Annotated in this window: 20 protein-coding genes; 9 read left to right on the top strand and 11 right to left on the bottom strand. The window is 68.5% G+C overall.

The genetic code is table 11. From position 1 onward, the window contains the following. Window positions 1-35 precede the first annotated feature (35 nt). From metX to AC5P7I_RS00860, 3 genes are read left to right on the top strand one after another with little or no spacing between them, the layout of a single operon-like run. Window positions 36-1067, top strand: a complete 1032-nt coding sequence (metX, locus tag AC5P7I_RS00870) for a homoserine O-succinyltransferase MetX (RefSeq protein ID WP_014648063.1) — start codon at window positions 36-38, stop codon at window positions 1065-1067. Continuing rightward, entirely contained in the window at window positions 1064-2299 is a 1236-nt protein-coding gene (locus AC5P7I_RS00865) for an O-succinylhomoserine (thiol)-lyase (protein WP_262088052.1), read from the top strand. Before metX ends, AC5P7I_RS00865 begins: the two co-directional genes overlap by 4 nt. Continuing rightward, complete coding sequence (locus AC5P7I_RS00860) at window positions 2296-3363, top strand: homoserine dehydrogenase family protein (RefSeq protein ID WP_262088051.1); 1068 nt, start codon at window positions 2296-2298, stop codon at window positions 3361-3363. Before AC5P7I_RS00865 ends, AC5P7I_RS00860 begins: the two co-directional genes overlap by 4 nt. A 110-nt stretch (window positions 3364-3473) precedes the next feature. Here the strand turns inward: AC5P7I_RS00860 and AC5P7I_RS00855 are convergent, their stop codons facing one another. Together AC5P7I_RS00855 and AC5P7I_RS00850 are read right to left on the bottom strand one after the other, a co-directional pair. Next, a complete protein-coding gene (locus AC5P7I_RS00855) occupies window positions 3474-4469 on the bottom strand; it encodes an alpha/beta fold hydrolase (protein ID WP_014648060.1) in 996 nt (331 codons plus the stop codon). A 203-nt stretch (window positions 4470-4672) separates the two neighbouring features. Next, window positions 4673-6055 carry an L-serine ammonia-lyase gene (locus AC5P7I_RS00850; protein WP_006464040.1) on the bottom strand — a complete coding sequence of 461 codons (1383 nt, stop codon included), beginning with the start codon at window positions 6053-6055 and terminating at the stop codon, window positions 4673-4675. Window positions 6056-6154: 99 nt separating this feature from the next. Here AC5P7I_RS00850 and AC5P7I_RS00845 point away from each other — a divergent pair, with 99 nt between their 5' ends. Beyond that, window positions 6155-6385 carry a glutaredoxin family protein gene (locus tag AC5P7I_RS00845; protein WP_014648059.1) on the top strand — a complete coding sequence of 77 codons (231 nt, stop codon included), beginning with the start codon at window positions 6155-6157 and terminating at the stop codon, window positions 6383-6385. Between the two features lie 118 nt (window positions 6386-6503). Here AC5P7I_RS00845 and AC5P7I_RS00840 read toward each other — a convergent pair whose 3' ends face one another. The 3 genes from AC5P7I_RS00840 to AC5P7I_RS00830 are packed head-to-tail and all read right to left on the bottom strand — an operon-like array spanning window position 6504 to window position 8293. Beyond that, entirely contained in the window at window positions 6504-7076 is a 573-nt protein-coding gene (locus tag AC5P7I_RS00840; RefSeq protein WP_014648058.1) for a YceI family protein, read from the bottom strand. Between the two features lie 3 nt (window positions 7077-7079). Then, window positions 7080-7652, bottom strand: a complete 573-nt coding sequence (locus AC5P7I_RS00835) for a cytochrome b (RefSeq protein ID WP_032957065.1) — start codon at window positions 7650-7652, stop codon at window positions 7080-7082. Further along, window positions 7649-8293 (bottom strand): YceI family protein, encoded by a 645-nt coding sequence (locus tag AC5P7I_RS00830; protein WP_014648056.1) that lies wholly within the window; start codon window positions 8291-8293, stop codon window positions 7649-7651. The genes AC5P7I_RS00835 and AC5P7I_RS00830 overlap by 4 nt, the downstream gene beginning before the upstream one ends. 164 nt (window positions 8294-8457) lie before the next feature. Between AC5P7I_RS00830 and AC5P7I_RS00825 the strand changes: the two genes are divergently transcribed. Continuing rightward, the gene (locus tag AC5P7I_RS00825; RefSeq protein WP_075077169.1) at window positions 8458-12000 is read left to right on the top strand and encodes a sensor histidine kinase; all 3543 of its coding nucleotides are present in this window, start codon (window positions 8458-8460) and stop codon (window positions 11998-12000) included. A gap of 96 nt (window positions 12001-12096) precedes the next feature. Then, entirely contained in the window at window positions 12097-15624 is a 3528-nt protein-coding gene (locus AC5P7I_RS00820; protein ID WP_262088050.1) for a hybrid sensor histidine kinase/response regulator, read from the top strand. Window positions 15625-16132: 508 nt separating this feature from the next. Here the strand turns inward: AC5P7I_RS00820 and mdtD are convergent. From mdtD to AC5P7I_RS00795, 5 genes are all read right to left on the bottom strand, one after another. Further along, window positions 16133-17542 carry a multidrug transporter subunit MdtD gene (gene mdtD / locus AC5P7I_RS00815; RefSeq protein ID WP_014648053.1) on the bottom strand — a complete coding sequence of 470 codons (1410 nt, stop codon included), beginning with the start codon at window positions 17540-17542 and terminating at the stop codon, window positions 16133-16135. A 92-nt stretch (window positions 17543-17634) separates the two neighbouring features. After that, complete coding sequence (gene hemE, locus AC5P7I_RS00810) at window positions 17635-18717, bottom strand: uroporphyrinogen decarboxylase (RefSeq protein ID WP_134809182.1); 1083 nt, start codon at window positions 18715-18717, stop codon at window positions 17635-17637. Window positions 18718-18742: 25 nt separating this feature from the next. Then, entirely contained in the window at window positions 18743-18982 is a 240-nt protein-coding gene (locus tag AC5P7I_RS00805) for a WGR domain-containing protein (RefSeq protein WP_014648051.1), read from the bottom strand. Window positions 18983-19102: 120 nt separating this feature from the next. Continuing rightward, window positions 19103-20215 carry a 3-dehydroquinate synthase gene (gene aroB, locus AC5P7I_RS00800; RefSeq protein ID WP_262088049.1) on the bottom strand — a complete coding sequence of 371 codons (1113 nt, stop codon included), beginning with the start codon at window positions 20213-20215 and terminating at the stop codon, window positions 19103-19105. Continuing rightward, window positions 20212-20754: a shikimate kinase gene (locus tag AC5P7I_RS00795; RefSeq protein WP_075676887.1), complete on the bottom strand. Its 543-nt coding sequence runs from the start codon at window positions 20752-20754 to the stop codon at window positions 20212-20214. Before AC5P7I_RS00795 ends, aroB begins: the two co-directional genes overlap by 4 nt. Before the next feature lie 98 nt (window positions 20755-20852). Here AC5P7I_RS00795 and AC5P7I_RS00790 point away from each other — a divergent pair, with 98 nt between their 5' ends. Then, window positions 20853-21056, top strand: coding sequence for a dodecin family protein (locus AC5P7I_RS00790; protein WP_005410663.1), 204 nt, complete (start codon window positions 20853-20855; stop codon window positions 21054-21056). Window positions 21057-21064: 8 nt separating this feature from the next. On the opposite strand, the gene AC5P7I_RS00785 is transcribed toward AC5P7I_RS00790, so the two are convergent. After that, window positions 21065-21892 (bottom strand): kinase, encoded by an 828-nt coding sequence (locus AC5P7I_RS00785; RefSeq protein WP_046432003.1) that lies wholly within the window; start codon window positions 21890-21892, stop codon window positions 21065-21067. Between the two features lie 40 nt (window positions 21893-21932). On the opposite strand from AC5P7I_RS00785, the gene pdxH reads away from it, so the two are divergent. After that, complete coding sequence (gene pdxH, locus AC5P7I_RS00780) at window positions 21933-22532, top strand: pyridoxamine 5'-phosphate oxidase (RefSeq protein ID WP_262088048.1); 600 nt, start codon at window positions 21933-21935, stop codon at window positions 22530-22532. 187 nt (window positions 22533-22719) lie between these two features. Next, window positions 22720-23172, top strand: a complete 453-nt coding sequence (locus tag AC5P7I_RS00775) for a DoxX family protein (protein ID WP_014648046.1) — start codon at window positions 22720-22722, stop codon at window positions 23170-23172. Window positions 23173-23236: the final 64 nt, after the last annotated feature.

Here is a 23236-nt window from a genome sequence, read left to right as displayed (position 1 = left end):
AGGCTCGATGGCCGATTCCCCAACCGGATCCCGCCATGAGCTTCGCCGCCAGTACCGCCATTCGCCCCGAACCCTTTGTCCCCGTCAGCGTGCCGGTCGAAGACCGCGTGCATGCCGAGCGCGGTGAGTTCGCCGCGGTGCTGTCGATGCGCCACGCCGGCCCCAGCCCGGTGCGCCTGCGCTATGAGTGGGTCGGTCCGGCCAATGCACCGGTGGTGGTGCTGGCCGGCGGCATTTCCGCCCATCGCCACGTGGCGTCCAACACGCAGTTCCGCGAGAAGGGCTGGGCCGAAGACCTGGTGGGCAGCGGCCGCGCGCTGGATCCGCAGCAGCTGCGCGTGCTGGCCTTCGACTTCATCGGCGCCGACGGTGCACTGGATGTGCCGATCGATACCGCCGACCAGGCCGATGCCTTGGCGCTGCTGCTGGACCATCTCGGCATCCGCACGCTGAAGGCCTTCGTTGGCTATTCGTATGGCGCGCTGGTCGGCCAGCAGTTCGCGATCCGTCATCGTGCCCGCGTGCGCCAGCTGGTGCTGGCCAGCGGTGCGCACCGACCGCATCCGTATGCCGCCGCCTGGCGCGCATTGCAGCGCCGCGCGGTCGCGCTGGGCCAGCTGCAGTGCGGCGAAGACCACGGCCTGGCCCTGGCCCGGCAGTTCGCCATGCTCAGCTACCGCACCCCGGAAGAGTTCGGCGAGCGCTTTGATGCTGCGCCGGAGGTCATCAATGGCCGCGTGCGCGTGGCTGCCGAAGACTATCTCGACGCGGCCGGTGCGCAGTACGTCGCGCGCACGCCAGTGACCGCTTACCTGCGCCTGTCCGAATCAATCGACCTGCACCGCGTCGATCCCACCGCGATCCTGCCGCCGACCGTGGTGGTGGCCGTGGAGGGCGACCGCCTGGTGCCGCTGGCCGACCTGGTCGGCCTGGTCGAAGGGCTGGGCCCGCGCGGCAGCCTGCGCGTGCTGCGCTCGCCCTATGGCCACGATGCCTTCCTCAAAGAAACCGATCGCATCGATGCGATCCTCGCCACCGCCTTCCGCACTTCTGGAGAGTCCGCATGAGCCTGCACGCCAACGAGCCGTCCTGTAGTCGTACCACTGCCGCCGTCCGTGCCGGCATCGATCGGGACACCGCGCATGGCGCGGTCACGCCGCCGATCGTGCTGTCGTCGAACTTCAGTTTTGAAGGCTTCGGCAACAAGCGCCAGTACGATTACACGCGCAGTGGCAACCCGACCCGCGACCTGCTGGGTGAAGCGCTGGCCGAACTGGAATGCGGCGCCGGCGGCGTCATCACCGCGACCGGCATGGGCGCGATCAACCTGGTGCTGAACGCGCTGCTGCAGCCGGGCGACACCCTGGTGGTGCCGCACGATGCCTACGGCGGCAGCTGGCGGCTGTTCAACGCGTTGGCAAAGAAGGGGCACTTCGAACTGGTCACCGCCGACCTGACCGATCCGCGAGCGCTGGCGCAGGCGCTGGCCACGCAGCCAAAGCTGGTGCTGGTGGAAACCCCGTCCAACCCGCTGCTGCGCATCACCGACCTGCGCTTCGTCATCGATGCCGCGCACAAGGCCGGTGCCCTCGTGGTGGTCGACAACACCTTCCTGTCACCGGCGCTGCAGCAGCCGCTGTCGTTTGGTGCGGACCTGGTGCTGCATTCCACCACCAAGTACATCAATGGCCACAGCGATGTGGTGGGTGGGGCGGTGGTCGCGCGCGATCCGGCGCTGCACGAGCAGCTGGTGTGGTGGGGCAACGCGCTGGGCCTGACCGGTTCGCCGTTCGATGCCTTCCTGACCCTGCGCGGCCTGCGCACGCTGGATGCGCGCCTGCGCGTGCACCAGGAAAACACGGCGTCGATCGTTGCCCTGCTGGACCAGCATCCGGCGGTCGGCGCGGTGTACTACCCGGGCCTGGCCGATCACCCGGGCCACGCCATCGCCGCGCGCCAGCAGAATGGCTTCGGCGCGATGCTGTCATTCGAACTGGCGCACTGCGCCGGTGATGATCCGCATGCGGCGGTGCGTGCATTTGTGGACGGGCTACGCTGTTTCACCCTGGCCGAATCGCTGGGCGGCGTCGAAAGCCTGATCGCACATCCGGCCACGATGACTCATGCGGCGATGACCGCCGAAGCGCGTGCAGCCGCCGGCATCAGCGAAGGGCTGCTGCGCCTGTCGGTCGGCATCGAGGCCGAGCGTGACCTGCTGGCCGATCTCGGCGCCGCGCTGCAGCGCGCCGAAGCGGTGATCGATGCGGCCGCCCGCCGCAAACAGGTGGTGGACGCATGAGCGCACTCGCCGCTGACATTCCTGCGCTGGGGGCGGGACGCCTGGCGCTGCTCGGTACGGGCACGGTCGGTTCGGCCTTCGTACAGCGCTACCAGGCGCTGCAGGCACGCGGGTTGGAACTGCCCAGCGTGCAATGGCTGGCCAACTCGCGCACCGCGCTGGAGATCGATCGCGACCTGGCGCTGCCCTTGGAACTGGCACGTCGAGCCCCCCGCGATGGCCACAGTTCGCCACCATGGGCGAGCGCCGAAGGGCTGGAGCGTGGCGACGTGGTGGTCGATGCCACGGCCAGTGAAGACGTGGCCGCCCGTCACGTGCAATGGCTGGCGCGCGGCGTGCATGTGGTGACCGCCAACAAGCTGGGCCGGGGCGCGCAGCTCGCCCGCGCGCGGGCCATTGCCGAAAGCTGTGCCGACAGTGGCGCGCGTTATGGCGACAGTGCCACCGTTGGTGCCGGGCTGCCGCTGTTGAGCAGCCTGCGCGCGCTGGTGGCCGGTGGCGATCACATCCATGCCATCGAGGGCGTGCTGTCCGGCTCGCTGGCGTGGCTGTTCCATCGCTATGACGGCCAGTCGCCGTTCTCGGCGGCGGTGCGCGAGGCGCTGGCGGCCGGTTATACCGAGCCAGACCCGCGCCTGGACCTGTCCGGCGAGGACGTGCGCCGCAAGCTGCTGATCCTGGCGCGCAGCAGCGGGCTGGCGCTGGATGCGTCGCAGGTACAGGTGGATTCACTGGTGCCTGAAGCGCTGGCAGCGTTGCCGCTGGAGGATGCCGTGGCTGCCTTGGAGCAGCTGGATGCGCCGCTGCAGGCGCGTTGGCAGCAGGCACGTGACAACGGCCGCGTGCTGCGTTTCGTTGGCCGTGTTGACAGCGAAGGTGCGCAGGTGGGCCTGCGCGAACTGCCGGCCGATCATCCGCTGGCGCAGGGTGCCGGCACCGACAACCGCGTGGCCATCCACAGCGATCGCTACCGCCACCAACCCTTGTTGATCCAGGGGCCGGGTGCCGGCGCGGAAGTCACTGCGGCTGCGTTGCTGGATGACGTGCTGCGGATCGTGGGTTGATCGCATTGTTCCTGTAGCGCCGAGCCCACGCTCGGCTGCTCCTGACAGAACCCCGGTCCTGCCGCATGAGCCGAGCGTGGGCTCGGCTCTACAGAGGGCACGCCTGCCGGTCAGCGGGACTTCAGGGCCTTCAACAACGCGCTGTTGAACTGCTTGGGGTCCTGCACCTGCGGCGAATGGCCCAGTTCGGCGAACTCGACCAGCGTCGCGCCGGGAATCGCTGCGGCCGCTGCTTTGCCCAGCACCGGATAATTGCCCAGCGTCGCCTTCACCGCAGGCGGCGCCAGGTCGCGCCCGATCGCGGTGCGGTCCTTCTGGCCGATGAACAGCGTGGTCGGCACCTGCACGTGCTTCAGTTCGTAGACCACCGGCTGGTTGAACACCATGTCCGAGGCCAGCGCCTGGCTCCATGCAACGGCCTGCTTGCCCGGGCCTTCGTACATGCCCGACTGCATCCGCGCCCACGGTTCGTAGGCCGGTTTCCATTTGCCGTCGTAGTACACCTCCAGCTGGTAGCGGCGGATGCTGTCATAGCTGATGTTCATTTCGCCGGCGTACCACGCGTCGACGCTGCGCCAGGGGACGCCCAGCGCCTTCCAGTCCTCCAGCCCGATCGGATTGACCAGCGACAGGCTGCGCAGGTCCTGCGGGAACATCAGCGCGTAGCGCACCGCCAGCATGCCGCCCATCGAATGACCGACCAGGTGCACCGGGACGTCACCCAGTTGCAGCTGTTGCAGCAGGGCATGGGTGTTGGCGGCCAGCTGCGCGAACGAATACTGGTAACGCTCGGGCTTGCTGGATTTGCAGAAGCCCACCTGGTCCGGGGCGATCACCCGATAGCCGGCGGCGACCAGTGGCTTGATCGATTCCTTCCAGGTGGCGGCACAGAAGTTCTTGCCGTGCAGCAGCACCACCACGCCGATGGGTGCCTTCTTCGGCGCGATGTCCAGGTAGGCCATCTCCAGCGGCTGCCGCTGCGATTCCAGCGCGAAGGTCTTCACCGGATAGCCGTAGTCGAAACCCTCCAGCCGAGGCCCGTAGGTGGGGGCGGCCAGGGCGGCCAGCGGAAGGCAGGCAAGCAGGGCGGCAGCGATCACGCGCATGGGGCAATCCGGGGTGGGGAAGCCCCGAGCCTAACCGGAACGCGGTGACGGTGTCGCCCGTACGGGCAAGGGTGACCGGGTAGAGTCGACTGTTGGTCGACTGCTCTTCCCTCAGGCCGCGGAAATCCCGCGCTGCGCGCGATGGTCGACTGACGGTCGACTCTACCTGTGGCCCGTCGCCATCGCGCCGGAGCCGGTCGCCCTCAGCACTCGATGACGTTCACCGCCAGGCCACCGCGGCTGGTTTCCTTGTACTTGTCCTGCATGTCGCGGCCGGTATCGCGCATGGTCTTGATGACCTTGTCCAGCGACACCTTGTGCTTGCCGTCGCCACGCATCGCCATGCGCGAGGCATTGATCGCCTTCACCGCGCCCATTGCATTGCGCTCGATGCAGGGAATCTGCACCAGGCCGCCGATCGGGTCGCAGGTCAGGCCCAGGTTGTGTTCCATGCCGATTTCCGCGGCGTTCTCGATCTGGCTCGGGTTGCCCCCCAGCGCCGCGACCAGGCCACCGGCCGCCATCGAGCAGGCCACGCCCACTTCGCCCTGGCAGCCCACTTCGGCACCGGAAATCGAAGCGTTTTCCTTGTACAGGATGCCGATCGCCGCCGAGGTCAGCAGGAAATCGAACACGCGCTGTTCGTTGGCGCCGGGGCAGAAGCGGTCGAAGTAATGCAGCACCGCCGGCAGTACGCCGGCCGCACCGTTGGTCGGTGCGGTCACCACGCGGCCACCGGCAGCGTTCTCTTCGTTCACTGCCAGTGCGTACAGGTTGACCCAGTCCAGCGTCGTCAGCGGATCGCGCATCGCCGCTTCCGGCTTCGACGACAGCTCGCGGTACAGCGCCGGTGCACGACGGCCGACCTTCAGGCCACCCGGCAGCACGCCCTCCTCGCGGATGCCGCGGGTGACGCACGACTGCATCGCGCTCCAGATCTCGCGCAGCTGGGCGCGGATCTCGTCTTCGCTGCGCCAGCACTTTTCGTTCTCGAACATCAGCTGGGCGATGCTCAGGCCGCTGCGTGCGGTCTGTGCCAGCAGCTCGTCGCCGCTCTTGAACGGGTAGGGCAGCGGGGTTTCATCGGGCACGATGCGGTCATCGGCCGCGTCGTCCTGGTTGACCACGAAGCCACCACCGACCGAGTAGTAATCGCGGGTCGCGATCACTTCGTCGTCGGCGTTGTACGCGGTGAAGCGCATGCCGTTGGTGTGGTAGGGCAGCTTCTGGCGCTTGTTCATGCCGAGATCGCGCTTCTCGTCGAAGGCGATCTCGTGCTGGCCCATCAGCTGGATGCGCTTGCTGCTGCGGATGCGCTCCAGGGTGGCCGGAATGATGTCCGGGTCGATCAGGTTAGGCCGTTGGCCTTCCAGGCCCAGCAGGATCGCCTTGTCGGTGCCATGGCCGCGGCCGGTCAAGGCCAGCGAGCCGTAGACATCGGCGCGGATGCGCGCGACCTCGTGCAGGCGGCCCGGGTCGAGCAGCCAGCGATGGATGAATCGCTCGGCGGCCTTCATCGGTCCGACGGTGTGCGAGGAGCTCGGGCCAATGCCGATCTTGAAAACGTCGAACGTGCTGACAGCCATGGATGCCAAACTGCGGGTACCGGACAAGCGGCTATTCTAGCGGCTTGCCGGGCCATCCGATGGCTGCGGCGCAGCATTTCCGCCACGGGAGCCTGACTGATGCTGACCCTGATCCAGCGTGACGATTGCCACCTGTGCGACCTGGCCCTGGCCGAGCTGGCCAAGGCGCGGGCGCCGGAGTTCGAATCGGTGTTCCTGGATGACCAGCCGGCGCTGGAAGCGCGCTATGGCACGCGGGTGCCGGTGCTGCGCGACGAGCGCGGCGAGCGCGAGCTGGACTGGCCGTTCGATGCGGCCACGGTGCAGGCCTGGTTGGCCGTCGATCAGTAGTGCCGGCCGCTGGCCGGCAACCCCTCTGTTCCCGGTGATGCCGGCCAGCGGCCGGCACTACCGGATTTGTTGCGATGCCCGGTGATGCCGGCCACGGGCACGGCATCACCGGATGGTCTTATTTCGCGTCGAACTTCACGATCGTGCTGATCGCGGTGTCGTCCGGAATGGTCTTGGTATCGGCCCAGTCACCGCCGCCGACGCCGAAGTCCAGGCGCTTGACCGTGGCCTTGCCGGTCAGTACCGGCTGGGTGCCCGGCTTCCAGGTGAAGGTCAGGGTGACCGGCTTGCTGACGCCGCGCAGTTCCAGGGTGCCATCGGCGGCGAACTGGTCGTTGCCCACGGCGCGGAAGCCCTTGGCGGTGTAACGCGCGGTGGCGAACTTGCCGACATTGAAGAAGTCGGCGCCCTGCAGGGTCGAGTCACGGTCGCTGTTGCCGCTCCTGGCGCCTGCCAGCGGAATCACCACATCCAGCGAACCGGCGGCCGGGTTGGCCGGGTCGAAGCTGAGCTTGGTGGCGAAGCCCGGGAAGCTGCCGGTGAACACTTCGCCGTCGTACTTGCTGGCGAACACCAGGATCGAGCCGGCACCGGGGGCCTGCGCATACTCCGCAGCGAGCGCCGGGGCGGTGGCCAGCATGCCGGCCAGGGCGGCAGCCACGGCGGCCGGAGTGGTCAGTTTCAGGTTCATCGGTCAGTCCTTCTGAGGGGAGGCGAGCCAGCCGCGCGGCAACATGCGGGACAGCGTTGCATCGCGCTGGAACAGGTGGTGGTAGAAGGCAGCGCCGGCATGGGCCAGCACTACCGCGATCAACAGCCAGAAGCCGTATTCGTGGAGGGCATGGGACACCGCGACGACCTGCGGGTCGGGGCCGCTCAGCTTGGGCACGTCGACCAGGCCGAACCAACGGAACGGGCGCAGGCCACTGGCCGAATCGTACAGCCAGCCCGACAGCGGAATGGCAAACATCAGCACGTACAGCAGCACGTGGGTGGCACTGGCGATGCGTTCCTGCCAGCTGGGCACGCCCGGCACCGGCTTCGGCGCACCGGCATACAGGCGCCAGCCGAGACGGAACAGCACCAGCGCCAGCACGGTGATGCCGATCGACTTGTGCGCGGTGTAGACCCAGAAGTACTTGGGCGTCTTGGGCAGTTCGCCCATGGTCAGGCCGACCACGCCCAGGGCGAGGATCAGCAGTGCGATCAACCAGTGCAGGAGCTGGCTGACACTTCCCCACGCGGCGGGGGTGTTCTTGGCGGTCATGAAGGGTCCTTGGGGGCCGTCGTGTGGTCGGAGTGTGGAACGGGAGCGGGAGTTCCCGGGGCGTCGCTGCGGTCGAGGGTGGCTTCGGCCTCGATCCGCACCTGTACCGCATCACCGATGACCCCCGGCCAGGCGGTGATGCCGAACGCGCGCCGGCTCAGCGTCGTGCTGGCGGAAAACCCGGCGGTGCGTCGGAATGGAGGGAGCGGGTAGCGCTTGAGCGCGTTGAGGGTCACGTCCAGGGTGACTTCCTGGCTGACCCCGCGCAGGGTCAGCGTGCCGATCACATGCGCACGCTTGGCGTCGATCGGTTCGACCCGGCTGGAGACGAAGCGTGCGCTGGGGAATCGCTCGCCATCGAGCAGGCTGCGGGCCAGCGTGGCCTGGTTCCACTTGGCGTCGCCAAGGTCCAGACGCGACACCGGAATGTCCACTTCCAGGGTGGCGTCGCGCCAGTTGTCGGGATCGAACAGCACGCGGCCCTCGCTGCCGGACACGGTGCCCATGGCCTGCGAGTAGCCCGCGTGATCGATGGAGAACAGCACCCGCGTGTGCACCGGATCGAGGCGATAGGTGTCGGCGGCCGCCCAGGCAGGGGCGGTGGCAAGCAGCATCGGCAGCAGGGCCAGGCAGGGACGCATCGATGGCGGGCTCCGGAAGGTGACGCTGTGATCATACGCACAGCCCCCTGCCAACGTTGCGTGCATGGCTGCAACAGTTCGTGGTGGTGCCGCCGCTGGAAACAGCCTGTTGCAGCCATGAACCCGGCCCTGTGTGACAATCGGCCCAGGACAGGGGGTTCAGGATGACGAGCGGCTGGCGCCGGTGGTGCCGTGGCATCGCAGGTATGGGACTGCTGCTGATGGCGATGGCCACGGCGGCTGCGACCCTGGACATGGCAGAAACACCGCGCCTGCGCCGCTTCGGTGCCGCCGAAGGCTTGCCGTCACGCATGGTGGTGGCGCTGGCCGAGGATCGCCAGGGCCACATCTGGGCCGCCACCGATGGTGGACTCGCCCGTTATGACGGCAACAGCCTGCGGGTCTGGGAGCACGATCCGGAACAGCCGGGCTCGCTGCCCGGCAACGAGATCGAGACCCTGCTGATCGATCCGCTGGACCGGGTCTGGGTGGGCATCAACGGCAAGGGCGTGGCCCGCCTGGATGCCGACCGCGAGCGCTTCCGGACCTTCGACACGGTCAATTCCACCTGCCAGGGGCAGTTCTGGGCGCTGGCCTATGTCGACAACGCCTTGTGGATCGGGACCAACAACCATGGCGTCTGCCGGCTTGGCGAGGACGGCAGCGTGCGCCTCTACACCCATGACCCGGCGCAGCCGGGGGGCCTGCCCAGCAACAGCATCTTCACCAGCCTGGTCGATGCGCAGGGCCGCCTGTGGCTGGGCACCGAAGCGGGCGTGGCGCGTTGGAACGGCAGCGGATTCGAGCCGGTGGCCGCGCGGGAACTGGGCACGCTGAGCGTGCTCCGGTTGAGCCGGGATGCGGAGGGTTCGATCTGGGTCGGCAGCCAGAACGATGGCCTGTACCGCATCGATGGGCAGGACCGGGTCAGTCGTCCGCGATGGGCCGACAGCGCCCAGCTGCGCTCGGCCCTGGTCCTGGCCGATCGCCAGGGGGGCTACTGGGCTGGCACCTCCGATGGCCTGTTGCGGGGGGATGCGGCGGCGCTGCGCCGGCTGGAGGGCGACCGCGGCAGCGGCTTCCTGACCGCGCACAGCGGTGTGCTCGATCTGCTGCAGGACCACGAGGGCGGATTGTGGGTGGCGCTGCTGACCCAGGGCCTGGCCTATCTGCCACCGGACTGGCGGCGCTTCTCGATCTGGAACCAGCTCGACGGCAAGCCGCTGGACAGCCAGTACCTGTTGAGCGCGGCCAGCGATGGGAAGAACTACTACGTCGGCTCGGCGCGAGGGGTGTACCAGCTCGATGCGCAGGGCACCCTGCGCCTGCTGGCCAGCGACCGGCAGCTCGGCAGCGGCGTGGTGTGGTCGGTGCTGCCGCGCCCGGATGGGCGCCTGTGGCTGGGACGCGGCGGCCGCATCACCGTCTACGATCCGGCTACCGGCGCGCTGCGCGATCTGCGGATCGATGGCAGTGCCGACCTGCGCCAGCGCATCGACCTGATGCGGCAGGCGCCTGATGGCACGGTGTGGGTGTCGGTGATGGGCCTGGACCTGCAGCAGCGCGATGCAGAGGGCCGGCTGCTGCACCGCTATCCGCTGGAGCATTTCCGCGGGACCGCCGATGCGCCGATCGAGCAGATCCGCTTCGACGCCCATGGCCGGCCCTGGGTGATGGGTGACATGGGCATCTGGCGCGAGCAGGCTGGACGCTTCGAGGCAGTACCGGGCGTTTCGCGCGGGCCCATCTACGACCTGGTGTGGATCGATCCGCAACAGTTGTGGCTGGCGCGCCAAGGCGCGTTCGAGCGCTACCAGTGGGATGGCATGAGCCTGCGCCTGATCCAGCGCATCGATGGCAGTGCAGGCGTGCCGCCGGTCACCATGGGCGGGCTGGCGCTGGCCGGCAACGGCCAGCTGTGGGCGACGACGCCGCGCGGCCTGCTGCGTTGGGACCCGAAAACGCGGCGCCTGCAGCAGTTCAACGAGCGCGATGGACTGTCCGATGCGGAGTTCACCGGCCGGCCACCGGCAGTGAATGCAGATGGTCGCGTGCTGGCCGTCACCCAGACCGGGTTGGTTGCCTTCGATGTGAATGCCGACGACACGGTGCTGCCTTCTTCATCGCTGGTGATCGCCGAAGTGCGCGTACGCCGCGACGACGCGCGCGGCTGGCAACCGTTGCCGCTCACCGGCACCCTGTTGCTGGGACCGGATGACCGCGATCTGCAGATCGATGCGCGGCTGCTGTCCTATGCCAGCCCGCAGGGCAACCGTTACCGCTTCCGCGTGCAGGGCTATGACCAGGACTGGGTGGAGCAGGGGGGCGATGGCCAGCGCACCCTGTCGCGGCTGCCGACCGGCAGCTACGTCATCGAGGTGCAGGCAGCGACCGCCCGGGGCGCGTGGACGCCTTCGCAGCAGTTGCAGGTGAAGGTGCTGCCGCCGTGGTGGCGCAGCGGCATGGCGATCTTCGGTTACATCCTGCTGGGGTCGCTGCTGCTGGTGGTCCTGGTCTGGTCGGTCCGCGCGCGGCTGCGCCGTCGCCAGCAATGGCAGCTGACGGTGCACAAGCAGCAGCTGGCCGAGCAGGCCTCGCAGGCCAAGAGCCGTTTCCTGGCCACGCTGGGCCACGAAGTACGCACGCCGATGACCGGCGTGCTGGGCATGAGCGAACTGCTGCTCGCGACTCCGCTGGATCCGGTGCAGCGTGGCTACGCGGGGTCGATCCAGCAGGCCGGCAGCCATCTGCTGCGGCTGGTCAACGATGCGCTGGACCTGGCCCGCATCGAAGCCGGGCGGCTTGAGCTGGATCTGCGTCCGTTCGACCTGGAGGAACTGCTCGACCAGGTGCAGGGCCTGATGCAGCCGATGGCGCAGCAGCGCCAGCTGGAATTCCGGCGCGGTGAAAACCCGGCAGGGCCGGTCAGTGTCAGCGGCGACGAGATGCGCGTGCGCCAGATCCTGCTGAACCTGCTCGGCAACGCCATCAAGTTCACCGAGCGCGGCCACGTCGGCCTGGCCGTGCGCCTGGAAGAGAAGGGCGGCCTGTGTTTCGAAGTGCATGACAGTGGCCCGGGCATCAATGCCGAGCAGCAGCAGCGCCTGTTCCATCGTTTTGAACAGGCCGACGGTCCGCGCACCGCGTCGCGCTACGGCGGCAGTGGCCTGGGACTGGCGATCTGCCAGGAACTGGCGGTGGCGATGGGGGGGCGTATCGAAGTGGACAGCCAGCCTGGCAAGGGTGCGCGGTTCCGCGTGCGCCTGCCCCTGCCCTGGACGCGCCAGGCCGCCGGCACCGCGGGCGAGGTGGCGGCCCTGCCGGAACTGCCGCCGCTGCGCATCCTGCTGGTCGAGGACGACGCCACGGTGGCCGAGGTCATCGCCGGCCTGCTGCGGGTGCGCGGGCATGAGGTGGTCCACGTGCTGCATGGCCTGGGCGCGCTGTCGGAGATCGCCACCGATGGTTTCGACGTCGGCCTACTCGATCTCGATCTGCCCGCGCTGGACGGTACGGCCATCGCCCGCCAGCTGCGCACCATGGGCTATGAACTGCCGCTGGTGGCAGTGACCGCCCGTTCCGATGCCTACGCCGAAACCCAGGTGCTGGCCGCCGGCTTCGATGGCTTCCTGCGCAAGCCGGTGACCGGCGACCTGCTGGTGGCGGCCATCGCCCAGGCGCGTGCGAAACGGCAGGCAACTGCGTGACTGTGCCGGCGCCGGGCGTGAACGGCGCGACTTTCGGTTTACCATGCCGACGCCCGCAGCGCGGGAATCATCAGGACCAGCGTGAGGAGGCAATCGGTGGTGTATCTGCGGGCGGCGATGCTGCTGCTGGTCCTCCTGTGCGGCGCGTTGCCCGCTGCGGCACAGCCGGTGCCTCCGAGCCCGCGGCAGGTGACGGTGTTCGATGGCCTGCCGTCCAATACCGTCAACCGCATGGCCGAGGACCGGTACGGCTACCTGTGGATCGCCACCAACGATGGCCTGGCCCGCTATGACGGCCGCACTTACCGCGTGTGGCGTTCCGAGGATGGACTGCGTGACAACCGCATCTGGACGGTGCTGGTCGATGCCCGCAACCAGTTGTGGATAGGCACCGAGAGCGCTGGCCTGGTGCGCATGTCGGCCGACCGCCGGCAGCTGCACTTCTACGACCGCAGCAGCCAGCCGTTGATGGGCACCAACACGGTCTGGAGCCTGTCCAGCACGCCTGATGGCTCGATCTGGTTCGGTACCCACGAAGGCGGCCTGTACCGCCTGGACAGCCAGGACCGCCTGCAGCGCTTCCTGCCCGAGCCGAACAATCCGCGCAGCCTGCCTTCGTCGTCGGTGCCCTACCTGGCCACGCTGGCCGATGGCAGCCTGTGGATCGGCACCAAGCATGGCGTGGCACGCTGGACCGGGACCGACTTCGAGCGTGTCGGTACGGACATCATTCCCAGCCTGCTGATCAACGGGTTGACCGCCGAGCCCGATGGCAGCCTGTGGATCAGCACGATGGCCGGGGCCACCGTGCGCCGCCCGGATGGCCGCTTCGAGGCACCACCGTGGAAGCTGCCGCCAGGCGAGCAGGTGCTGGGCATGATGCTGCGCGACGAGCAGGGCGGGCATTGGCTGGATACGCGCACCGGGCTGGGACGTGCGGTCGACGGCCAGTACCAGACCGTGCCGCTGTACAGCGCGATCGCACGCGGTCCGGTGCGGCCGAACTGGACCGGTGCCTATGAGGACCGCGAAGGTGGCATCTGGCTGGCCAGCACCAATGCCGGGTTGTGGCACCTGCTGCCACGCTGGTGGCAGTTCTCGGTGCTGTCGCGGCTGGAGGACGACCCCAGATCGCTGCGCAATGCGCTCGTGCTGGGCACCAGCCCGTCCAGCAATGGCGGTGTCTGGACCGTGGGCAGCCATGGCGCGCTGGACCGCTTCGATCCGAAGACCGGCAGGATCGAGCAGCACCGCACCTGGGTCAACGGCATGCACTGGCTGACCTCGGTGCGCGAGGACCGGCGTGGCCAGGTCTGGATCGGATCGACCGATGCACTGGTGCGCTACGACCCGCAACGGCGCGAACTGCGTCGTTGGGGCCGTGATGCCGGTACCGATGCGGCGATGGAAGGGGTCATCGAAGCGATGATGACCTGCGACGGCGACAGCCTCTGGTTGATGCTTCCCGCGGGCCTGCAGCAACGTGATCTCGACGGACGCCTGCGGCGCCAGCTGGACAATGGCCAGCGCGGCCTGCAGCAGGGCCAGCTCAACCTCGATGTGGAATGCGGTCCGCAGGACCATATCTGGCTGGCCAGCAGCCGTGGCCTGCTGCAGTGGCTGCCGGAAAGCGAACGCTTCCAGCCGGTGCCGGGTGCGCCGGCAACGGCCATCCATGCGTTGCATGTGGGCCGTGACGGCCAGGTCTGGTTGTCCGAGGACGGGCGCCTGTCGCGATACCGCTGGAGCCAGGGGCGGCTGGAACGGCAGGCGGTGGTCGGTGCCGAACAGGGCTATCCGGCGATCTCCGCCTCTGGCCTGGTGGTGGATGCGCAGGGCGTGGCCTGGGCGACCAGCGCACGCGGCCTGGTACGTGTCAGTGCCGATGGGCAGAGCGTGCGCCTGTACGGCGTGCACGACGGCCTGCCAAGCCAGGAATTCCGCGAGCACACCCTGATCGCAGCGGCCGATGGCCACCTGGTGGCCGGAACGGCAGCGGGCGCGGTGGTGTTCGACCCGGAGCAGGTACGGCCTTCGGTACGTCGCGCGCCACTGGTGATCGAGCGGGTGGAAGTGCGCCGCAACGAACAGGTGCTGGACATGACCCACGATGCGCCGTTGCAGATCGCCGATGGCGATCGCGACCTGCGCATCGTCGCGCGATTGCTGTCCTTTGCCGACTCGGCGTCCAATACCTACCGTTATCGCCTGGCCGGCTACGACCCGGATTGGGTTGAAGTCGGTCCGGCGGGCGAGCGCCTGTTCTCGCGCCTGGCGCCGGGCAGCTACCGGCTGGAAGTGCAGGCACGCTCGGCCGACCATGTGTGGTCGCGGGTGCAGAGCCTGGAGTTCCGCGTGCAGCCGCCGTGGTGGCGCAGCCTGTCCGGCCTGCTGGTACTGGCGTCGGTCGGGTTGCTGCTGACCAGCTGGTTCGCCTGGTTGTACCGACGCCGCCTGCAGCGGCGCCACGCCTACCAGCTGGCGCTGCACAAGCAGGAACTGGCCGAGCAGGCCTCGGCGGCCAAGACCCGCTTCCTGGCCAACCTTGGCCATGAGATCCGTACGCCGATGACCGGCGTGCTGGGCATGAGCGAGCTGCTGCTGGCTTCGCCACTGGACCCGCAGCAGCGCGGCTACACGCAGTCGATCCGGCATGCGGGCGAGCACCTGCTGCATCTGGTCAACGATGCGCTGGACCTGGCGCGGATCGAGTCCGGGCGCCTGGAGCTGCAGTCGCAGTCGTTTGCGTTGAATGGCCTGCTGCAGGATCTGGCGGCGCTGATGGGCCCGCTGGCTGCACAGAAGGGCCTGCGCTTCGTCCTGGACAACCAGCTGCCGCCGGGCCTGCAGGCGACCGGTGATGCCATGCGCGTGCGGCAGATCCTGCTGAACCTGCTGTCGAACGCAGTGAAATTCACCAGCCGCGGCACCATCACCCTGCATGCACGTTGCGATGGCGAGCTGCGCGCGCTGCATTTCGAGGTACGTGATACCGGCCCGGGCATCAGCCAGGAACAGCAGCAGCGCCTGTTCCGACGCTTCGAGCAGGCCGATGGTGCACGTACGGCAGCGCAGTACGGTGGCAGCGGCCTGGGCCTGGCGATCTGCCGCGAGCTGGCACAAGCGATGCAGGGGCGGATCCAGGTGGAGAGCCAGCTGGGCCGGGGCACCTGCTTCGGCGTCACCCTGCCGTTGCCACTGGTGGTGGACGGTGACGCCGAGGTGTCCGCCGAGGGGCATCGCGACGATGCGGCGAACATGCCACCGCTGCGGGTGCTGCTGGTCGAGGACGATGCCACCGTGGCCGATGTGGTGCGGGGGTTGTTGAGCGCACGCGGCCACGAGGTGGTGCATGCCGGCCATGCGCTGGCGGCGCTGCGCGAGATCAGTGCCGGCGATTTCGACGTCGGCCTGCTGGATCTGGACCTGCCCGGCCTGAGCGGCTTCGAACTGGCCCAGCACCTGCGTAACCAGGGCTACATGCTGCCGCTGCTGGCGGTGACCGCGCGGACTGATCCGGACCTTCAGCAGCAGGTGGAAGCGGCCGGCATCGGCGGCTTCCTGCGCAAGCCGGTGACCGGTGAACTGCTGGTGGAAGCGATCGCCAGGGCAATGGGCAGGTAGGGTTTATTGCAGGGCTTGCAGTCCTGCACCTGCAGAATCAATGTCAACGTCAAAAGCCCGCCTTCGACAGTTTTCCGCGATCTGTCGGAGCTCGGGGTCGGATCCCGTTGCTGCGCAACGGGCTCTGACCCCAATCTGGAATTCGATATCTGACAGATGTGTCGACCAAGGTCGACACCTACCAACAACCGCGCGTTCCAACAGTCGCCGTTACCCACAGCCGCGTGAACCTGTCAGAGGTGGGGCGGTGTGGGCTTGCAGGACCGTTGGCGCCATGGATGGCGCCATCGAGCCCCCATGGGTGAGGGCGCTTTGTTTGCGAAGCACTGCTTCGCAAGCGCCCGAACGCGCAGCCGCCGGCGGCTGGGCCGGACCGCGGAGCGGGGTTTACGGCGTGTCCTGCAAGCCCGCACCGCCCCGCCAACTCACGGAATGCTCGCTGTTGCTGTTGCCGGCCAGCGGCCGGCACTACCGCAGGTGCAGGGCCGCAGGCCCTGCCGAACCCCCTTCACTCCGCGACGTGCTCCACCTGCCGCGGTTCGGGCTTGGTGTCGGGCAGCTGCCAGAAGATCATCGTCGAGGTCAGCGTGATCGCGCCCACGCACAGGAACGTGGCATGCAGCGCGGCGGTGGCGCTGTTGCTGTCCAGGTGGTTGCCGAACGCGGCCAGCAGGCTGCCGGCCGCAGCAGCACCAAAGCCGGCGGCCAGCATCATCACCATCGACAGCAGGCTGTTGCCGGAACTGGCGAACTCACGGTCCAGATCGCGCAGGGTCACGGTGTTCATCACGGTGAACTGCAGCGAATTGACCGCGCCGAAGAACGCCAGCTGCAGCAGGCGCCAGGCCAGGTGCTGGCCGGGTGTCATCAGGATGAAGCTGGCCATCGCCAGGCCGACCAGCACGGTGTTGACCATCAGCACGCGGCGGTAACCGAAGCGCTCGACCAGCCTCACCGCCAGCTGCTTGGAGACCATGCCGGCGGCCGCTACCGGCACCATCATCAGGCCGGCATGCATCGGGCCCAGGCCGAGGCCGACCTGCAGCAGCAGCGGGATCAGCATCGGCATCGCGCTGCTGCCGATGCGCGAGAACAGGTTGCCGAGAATGCCGATGCGGTAGCTGGGCACGCGGAACAGGGCCAGCGAGAACAACGGTGCGGTCGAGTTGGCGGCGTGCAGCCAGTAGCCCACCAGCGCGGCCAGGCCAGCCACGGTCATCAGCATCACCAGTGCGTGTGGCGTACCCAGGCCGGAGATGCCGTCCAGTGCCAGCGACAGCACCACCATCGCGAAGGCCAGCATGACGTAGCCGCGCAGGTCGAAGCGGGTGCGGTGGCTGGCGTAATGGTCGGGCATGATCTTCATCGCGGCGATGAAACCGATCACGCCGATCGGCAGGTTGATCAGGAACACCCAGTGCCATGAGGCGATCTCGACCAGCCAGCCGCCCAGCGTGGGGCCGATCAGCGGGCCGACCAGCGCGGGGATGGCGATGAAGCTCATCGCGCGCAGGAAATCCTCGCGGGGCACCGAGCGCATCACCGCCAGCCGGCCGACCGGCAGCAGCATCGCACCGCCGATGCCCTGCAGCACGCGCGCACCGACCAGCTGGTGCAGGTGCTGGGCCAGCGCGCAGGCCAGCGAGCCGAGGGTGAACAGGATGATCGCCACCAGGAAGGTGCGCCGGGTGCCGTAGCGGTCGGCGATCCAGCCCGAGGCGGGAATGAAGGTGGCTACCGCCAGCGCATAGCTGAACACCACCGACTGCATCTGCAGCGGGCTCTCGCCCAGGCTGGCCGCCATCGCCGGCAACGCCGTGTTGACGATGGTCGAGTCCAGCATCTGCATGAAGATCGCCAGGGACACCAGCCACAGCAGGGGACGCTGGCGGTTGTAGGTCGATGGCGATGTGGACATGGGGTGCGGCCGGTGCAGCGTGGGGGCCGCCATGATCGCGCACTGCGGGTCACGGCGCGATCAAGGTCGCGCCGTACCTGCATGCGGAATGCTCAGCGTTGGCTGTGCGCGTGCACTGCGTCGACCAGCACCTGTACATGTGCCGGGTCCATGTCCGGCGACATGCCATGGCCGAGGTTGAACACATGGCCCTCGCGCGAGCCGCCGTTGCCGGCGGCATAGGTGTCGAGCACGCGCGCCGCGGCCGCGGCGATCGCATCCGGCGAGGCGTACAGCGTGGTCGGGTCGAGGTTGCCCTGCAGGGCGACGCGGCCACCGGTGCGGCGCATCGCCTCGTCCAGGTCCAGCGTCCAGTCCAGGCCGAGTGCATCGGCGCCGGTCTGCGACAGCGCTTCCAGGTGCAGGCCGGTGCCCTTGCCGAACAGGATCAGCGGCGTGCGCTCGCTGCCTTCGCCGCGCTCCAGCCCCTCGGCAATGCGCTGCAGGTAACGCAGCGAGAATTCGCGGTACATCGCCGGCGACAGCACGCCGCCCCAGGTGTCGAACACCTGCAGCGCCTGCGCACCGGCGGCGCGCTGCGCGCCGAGGTAGGCGATCACCGCGTCGGTGGTGACCTCCAGCAGGCGGTGCAGCGCCTGCGGGTGGTTCAGTGCCATGGCCTTGATGCGCGCAAAGTCCTTGCTGCCACCGCCTTCCACCATGTAGCAGGCCAGTGTCCACGGGCTGCCGGAGAAGCCGATCAGCGGCACCTGGCCGTCCAGCTCGCGGCGGATCAGCCGTACCGCATCCATCACGTAGCCCAGGTCCTGTTCCATGTCCGGCACCGCCAGCCGGGCGATGGCGGCTTCGTCACGCACCGGGTGCCGGAACTTCGGGCCTTCGCCTTCGACGAAGTACAGCTCCAGGCCCATCGCATCGGGAATGGTGAGGATGTCCGAGAACAGGATGGCCGCATCCAGCGGGAAGCGGCGCAGCGGCTGCAGGGTGACTTCGCAGGCAATCTCCGGGGTCTTGGCCATGGCCAGGAAGCTGCCGGCCTTGGCCCGGGTCGCGCGGTATTCCGGCAGGTAGCGGCCGGCCTGGCGCATCAGCCAGACGGGGGTGCAGTCCACCGGTTCGCGGCGCAGGGCGCGCAGCAGGCGATCGTTGCGGAGAGGGCTGGTCACGATGGGCATTCCTTGGACGGGAGGAGCAGCGGCGTCAGTCGCCGTGCGAAAGGATCTGGAAGCCGCGATGCAGTTCGGCATCACGGGCCTTCTCGAAGGCGTGGCGGGCGTCGTCGGCCTGCAGGAACAGCTCGCGCCGCAGCTGCGAGCGGCTGCCGACACGGCCGCTCTCGCGCAGCAGCTCCCAGCCGCCGAACAGGTCCGGCAGCAGGCTCAGGCGCAGGAAGCGCGGTGCCTGCGCACCGGCGTCGGGATGTTGCAGGTAAACGTGCATGGCGCCGATTGTATCGCCCCGGGGCGGCACGGACCTGTAGAGCCGAGCCCACGCTCGGCTGCGCTTCATGCCGCAGCACAATCCGTCAGCGCCGGGCCATGCCCGGCGAACGCGGAAAGGTCAGCCCGCGCCCAGCACCTTCAGCACCGCCGCCTCATCCACGTCCGGCACCACTTCGGCGCGGCCCATCCCGCGCCACAACACCAGGCGCAGGCGGCCGGCCACGTTCTTCTTGTCCAGGCGCATGCGGCCGAGCAGGGCCTGCGGCTCCAGCCCGGCCGGGATCGCCACCGGCAGGCCGAGGCGTTCCAGCAGGGCCTGCAGGCGCGCGCGGTCGGCATCGTCGGCCAGGCCCAGGTCGGTGGACAGCTTCGCCGCCAGCACCATGCCCACCGCCACCGCCTCGCCGTGGTTCAGCGCATCGCGGCCCGGGGCCGAATAGCCCTGTTCGGTCTCGATGGCGTGGCCGAAGGTGTGGCCGAGGTTGAGCAGGGCACGCTCGCCCTTTTCGAACGGGTCGCGCTCGACGATGGCGGCCTTGTGCCGGCAGCTGCGCGCGATGGCCTCGGCCAGCACCGCATCCTCGCCGGCCAGCAGCGCATCGGCATGCTGCTGCAGCCACTCGAAGAACACGGCATCACCCAGCGCGCCGTACTTCACCACTTCGGCCAGGCCGGCACGCAGCTCGCGTGGCGGCAGGGTGGCCAGCACGCGGGTATCGGCGATGACCGCACGCGGTGGATGGAAGGCACCGACCAGGTTCTTGCCGGCCGGAATGTCGACTGCGGTCTTGCCGCCCACCGACGAATCGACCATTGCCAGCAGGGTGGTCGGCAGCTGCACGCAGTCCACGCCGCGCATCCAGCAGGCGGCAGCGAAACCGGCGAGATCACCGACCACGCCGCCGCCGAGGGCGAAGACGCAGGCGTCGCGGGTGGCGCCGAGCGCGGCCAGCGCTTCGATCGCGCGGCCGAACTCGGCCAGCGTCTTGGAGGCTTCGCCCGCGGCCAGCACGTGCTCGCCGATGACCAGGTCGGGGCGAGCGGCCAGCAGCGTCTGCTTCACCGGCGCCAGATAGCGCGGGGCGACTTCACTGTCGCTGAGCAGCAGCACATGACGGCCGCGCACGTGCGAGGCCAGCGCGGTGCCATCGGCCTGGGCACCGGCGCCGATGGTGATGGAGTAGGGGCGGTCGCCGCCAACGGCGACCTGCAGCAGGGCGGGGGAGGTCATGCGGTCAGGTCCTGGCGCTGCCATTGCGTGGCCAGCTTGACCACCAGTTGGGCGGTCGCATCGGCAGCGGTATACGGGTCGGTGTCGAGGGTGAGGTCGGCCAGTTCGCGGTACAGCGGGTCGCGGTGTGCGGCCAGATCGTGCAGCACCTGCTCGCGGTCCGGGCGCTGCAGCAGCGGCCGGCCCTTGTCGCGGGCCAGGCGCTCGAGCTGTTCGGCCACGCTGACCCGCAGATAGACCACGAAGCCGCGCCGGGCGATCAGTGCACGATTGTCCGGATCCAGCACGGCGCCGCCACCGGTGGAGACCAGCTGGCCATGGCCTTCCAGTACCCGCGCAAGCGCCTGGCGTTCATGGCTGCGGAAGCCGGCTTCGCCGGAGTGCTCGAAGATGGTCGGAATGCTGGCGCCGGCGGCATCGACGATGGCCTGGTCGACATCGACGAAGTCCAGCGTGAAACGCTCGGCCAGGCGGCGGCCGATGCAGGTTTTGCCGGCGCCCATCGGGCCGATCAGGATCAGGTTCGGAGCAGGATTCATGCCTTCTGATGCTAACACCTCCGTGCCCTGGCCTTTACGTTCTTCACGTCAGGGTGGGCGTTCCTGCGGGGTCTCCCGCGCCAGACGGAGTACAGGCCATGACGGTCGCCAAGGTCATCGAAATCACTGCGTCCTCGCCGAAAAGCGTGGAAGACGCCGTGCGCAGCGGGCTGAAGAAGGTCTCCGAGACGGTCAAGGGCATCCAGGGCGCCTGGGTGAACGAGACCAAGGTAGTCACCAATGGCAGCGGCGAGATCACCGAATGGCGGGTCAACCTGCGGGTGACTTTCCTGGTGGAATAGGGGCGCGTTCAGCGCACGTCCTGCACCTGTCGCTGGCCGTCCAGCACCACCACGTGGTCGGCCAGGGCGGGCAGGGCGCTCAATGCCTGCCGGCTGACCCGCTCGTAGTACTGCACGAAGCGCTCCAGCTGTGGCCGGCTCATGCCGTGCCGGCCCGGCTGCGCGGCCTGCAGGTTCTGCTCCTGCTGCCAGCGCCAGCGTGGTACCACCGAGAAATCCGGCGGCTGCAGGAACCACAGGCGGTCGCAGCGCTGCCACAACGCCGGGTAGTCACGGGCCAGCGCCTGGTTGCACCAGCGCCGCCAGCGGCCATCGGCGTCGGCTTCGCGTTCCAGTGCGTTCAACGGGCTGTCCAGCGCGTCGTCATCCTGCGCGGGCGTGCCCAGGAACCAGCCTTCGAATACCAGCAGGTCCAGCGGTTGCTGCAGCTGCGGCCAGTGTGCTTCGGGCAGGCGCTCGTCGGCCAGCTTGTCGAAGCGCGGCATTGCGAAGGGCTGGCGTGCGGCCACGGCGTTCAATACCGCATGGGCCAGCGGCAGGTCGTGGGTGCCGGGCGGGCCGCGGGTGATCAGCAGTGGGTGCACCTGGCGGGCCAGCCGTTGGCGCTGTGCGCGGGTCAGGTAGACATCATCGATCGACAGCGTGGCTGCGTTCAGGCCGCGTGCCTGGGCACGGGCCACCACCTGCGCCGCCAGCGTCGATTTGCCGCTCCCCTGCAGGCCGCTGATCGCCAATACTGGAACCGCTGCGCCGCTGCCCAGCGCATCATCCAGCGCCTGTTCGGCCAATGTTTCGGGGAATCCTTTCACCTGGGGCATATACGCAGCAGCGGCCATGCAGCCACAATAGCCCAATCCGTGTGAGAAGAACGCAATCATGAGCGACCTGTACGCCGAAGCCCTGTCCACGTTTGCCGGCCTGTTCGACGAGGCCAAACAGAGCCGCGAGGTCGAGCCGAACGCGATGACCGTGGCCACCGCCGATACGCAGGGTCGTCCCTCGGCGCGCACCGTGCTGCTGAAGGCGTTCGATGAGCGCGGCTTTGTGTTCTACACCCATCTGGACAGCCACAAGGGCCGGGAGCTGCAGGCCAATCCGCAGGCTGCACTGCTGTTCCTGTGGCGCAGCCTGCGCGAGGCCGGCATCCAGGTGCGCATCGAAGGCCGTGTCGAGCAGGTCGCCGATGCGGAAGCCGATGCCTATTTCGCCAGCCGCCCGCGGATGAGCCAGATCGGCGCGTGGGCTTCGCAGCAGTCGAAGACGCTGGCCACGCGCGAGGAATTCGATGCGCGCGTGGCCGAGGTCGAAGCCCGCTTCGAGGGCAAGGACGTGCCGCGCCCGGAGGGCTGGAGCGGCCTGCGCGTGGTGCCTGACCGCATCGAGTTCTGGTATGGCGCGCAGTTCCGCCTGCACGAGCGCTGGTGCTATGAAGCCGGCGCCGAAGGGCGCTGGAGCAAGCGCCTGCTGTACCCGTAAGGCGGGGTGGTGCTGGGGCTGCTGTAGAGCCGAGCCCATGCTCGGCTGATGTTCTCGCAGGAGCAGCCGAGCATGGGCTCGGCTCTACAGCAACCTGCGTTTGTCGCGAACGGACTGGTCCGCTTCATGCACGAGCAGGTCGGCGACGGGCACACTCGCTGCGATGCCCTCGATCTGCGGAGTTGCCGTGCCCTCCTGGCGTTGCCTGTTTGCCGTGCCGCCACCACGCCGCGGCGTGGAAGCGTTGTTGTTGCTGCTCGCCCGCATCGTCGCCGGTGTGATGTTCTGCGTGTCCGGCTGGAACAAGGTGTTCACCGACGCCGGGCGCGAGCGCATGGTGCATACGCTGGTCGATGCCGGTATCCCATTCCCGGTGTTCAGTGCGCCGGTACTCGGTGCGATCGAGTGGATTGCGGGTGGTCTGCTGGTGCTGGGCCTTTTGAGCCGCCCCTCGGCCCTGCTGCTGGCGGCGATCTGCGTAGTGGCTGCGCTGACCGATGGCATCGCGCGCATTCCTGCGGGACTGAGCGTGCCGGATTGGCTGAGCTGGTTCTTCTACCTGAGCGAAGTGCCGCTGGGCGTGCTGCTGTTGTGGATTGCCGCAGTGGGTAGTGGACGGTTCGCCATCGAAGCGCGCTGACGACACGCATCCTGTAGAGCCGAGCCCATGCTCGGCTGCTTCTGCGGGGACATCAGCCGGGCAT

This window comes from Stenotrophomonas sp. YJH_SMC_138, from assembly GCF_059369855.1.
The sequence above is the reverse complement of the archived record's forward strand: the minus strand, read 5'-3'. Positions and strand labels throughout refer to the sequence as shown.

What these genes read in the sequence shown, in the direction of transcription:
- metX (WP_014648063.1), top strand. Translation starts at nt 36, where the DNA reads ATGAGCTTCGCCGCCAGTACCGCCATTCGCCCCGAACCCTTTGTCCCC.
- AC5P7I_RS00865 (WP_262088052.1), top strand. Translation starts at nt 1,064, where the DNA reads ATGAGCCTGCACGCCAACGAGCCGTCCTGTAGTCGTACCACTGCCGCC.
- AC5P7I_RS00860 (WP_262088051.1), top strand. Translation starts at nt 2,296, where the DNA reads ATGAGCGCACTCGCCGCTGACATTCCTGCGCTGGGGGCGGGACGCCTG.
- AC5P7I_RS00855 (WP_014648060.1), bottom strand. Translation starts at nt 4,469, where the DNA reads ATGCGCGTGATCGCTGCCGCCCTGCTTGCCTGCCTTCCGCTGGCCGCC.
- AC5P7I_RS00850 (WP_006464040.1), bottom strand. Translation starts at nt 6,055, where the DNA reads ATGGCTGTCAGCACGTTCGACGTTTTCAAGATCGGCATTGGCCCGAGC.
- AC5P7I_RS00845 (WP_014648059.1), top strand. Translation starts at nt 6,155, where the DNA reads ATGCTGACCCTGATCCAGCGTGACGATTGCCACCTGTGCGACCTGGCC.
- AC5P7I_RS00840 (WP_014648058.1), bottom strand. Translation starts at nt 7,076, where the DNA reads ATGAACCTGAAACTGACCACTCCGGCCGCCGTGGCTGCCGCCCTGGCC.
- AC5P7I_RS00835 (WP_032957065.1), bottom strand. Translation starts at nt 7,652, where the DNA reads ATGACCGCCAAGAACACCCCCGCCGCGTGGGGAAGTGTCAGCCAGCTC.
- AC5P7I_RS00830 (WP_014648056.1), bottom strand. Translation starts at nt 8,293, where the DNA reads ATGCGTCCCTGCCTGGCCCTGCTGCCGATGCTGCTTGCCACCGCCCCT.
- AC5P7I_RS00825 (WP_075077169.1), top strand. Translation starts at nt 8,458, where the DNA reads ATGACGAGCGGCTGGCGCCGGTGGTGCCGTGGCATCGCAGGTATGGGA.
- mdtD (WP_014648053.1), bottom strand. Translation starts at nt 17,542, where the DNA reads ATGTCCACATCGCCATCGACCTACAACCGCCAGCGTCCCCTGCTGTGG.
- hemE (WP_134809182.1), bottom strand. Translation starts at nt 18,717, where the DNA reads ATGCCCATCGTGACCAGCCCTCTCCGCAACGATCGCCTGCTGCGCGCC.
- AC5P7I_RS00805 (WP_014648051.1), bottom strand. Translation starts at nt 18,982, where the DNA reads ATGCACGTTTACCTGCAACATCCCGACGCCGGTGCGCAGGCACCGCGC.
- aroB (WP_262088049.1), bottom strand. Translation starts at nt 20,215, where the DNA reads ATGACCTCCCCCGCCCTGCTGCAGGTCGCCGTTGGCGGCGACCGCCCC.
- AC5P7I_RS00795 (WP_075676887.1), bottom strand. Translation starts at nt 20,754, where the DNA reads ATGAATCCTGCTCCGAACCTGATCCTGATCGGCCCGATGGGCGCCGGC.
- AC5P7I_RS00790 (WP_005410663.1), top strand. Translation starts at nt 20,853, where the DNA reads ATGACGGTCGCCAAGGTCATCGAAATCACTGCGTCCTCGCCGAAAAGC.
- AC5P7I_RS00785 (WP_046432003.1), bottom strand. Translation starts at nt 21,892, where the DNA reads ATGGCCGCTGCTGCGTATATGCCCCAGGTGAAAGGATTCCCCGAAACA.
- pdxH (WP_262088048.1), top strand. Translation starts at nt 21,933, where the DNA reads ATGAGCGACCTGTACGCCGAAGCCCTGTCCACGTTTGCCGGCCTGTTC.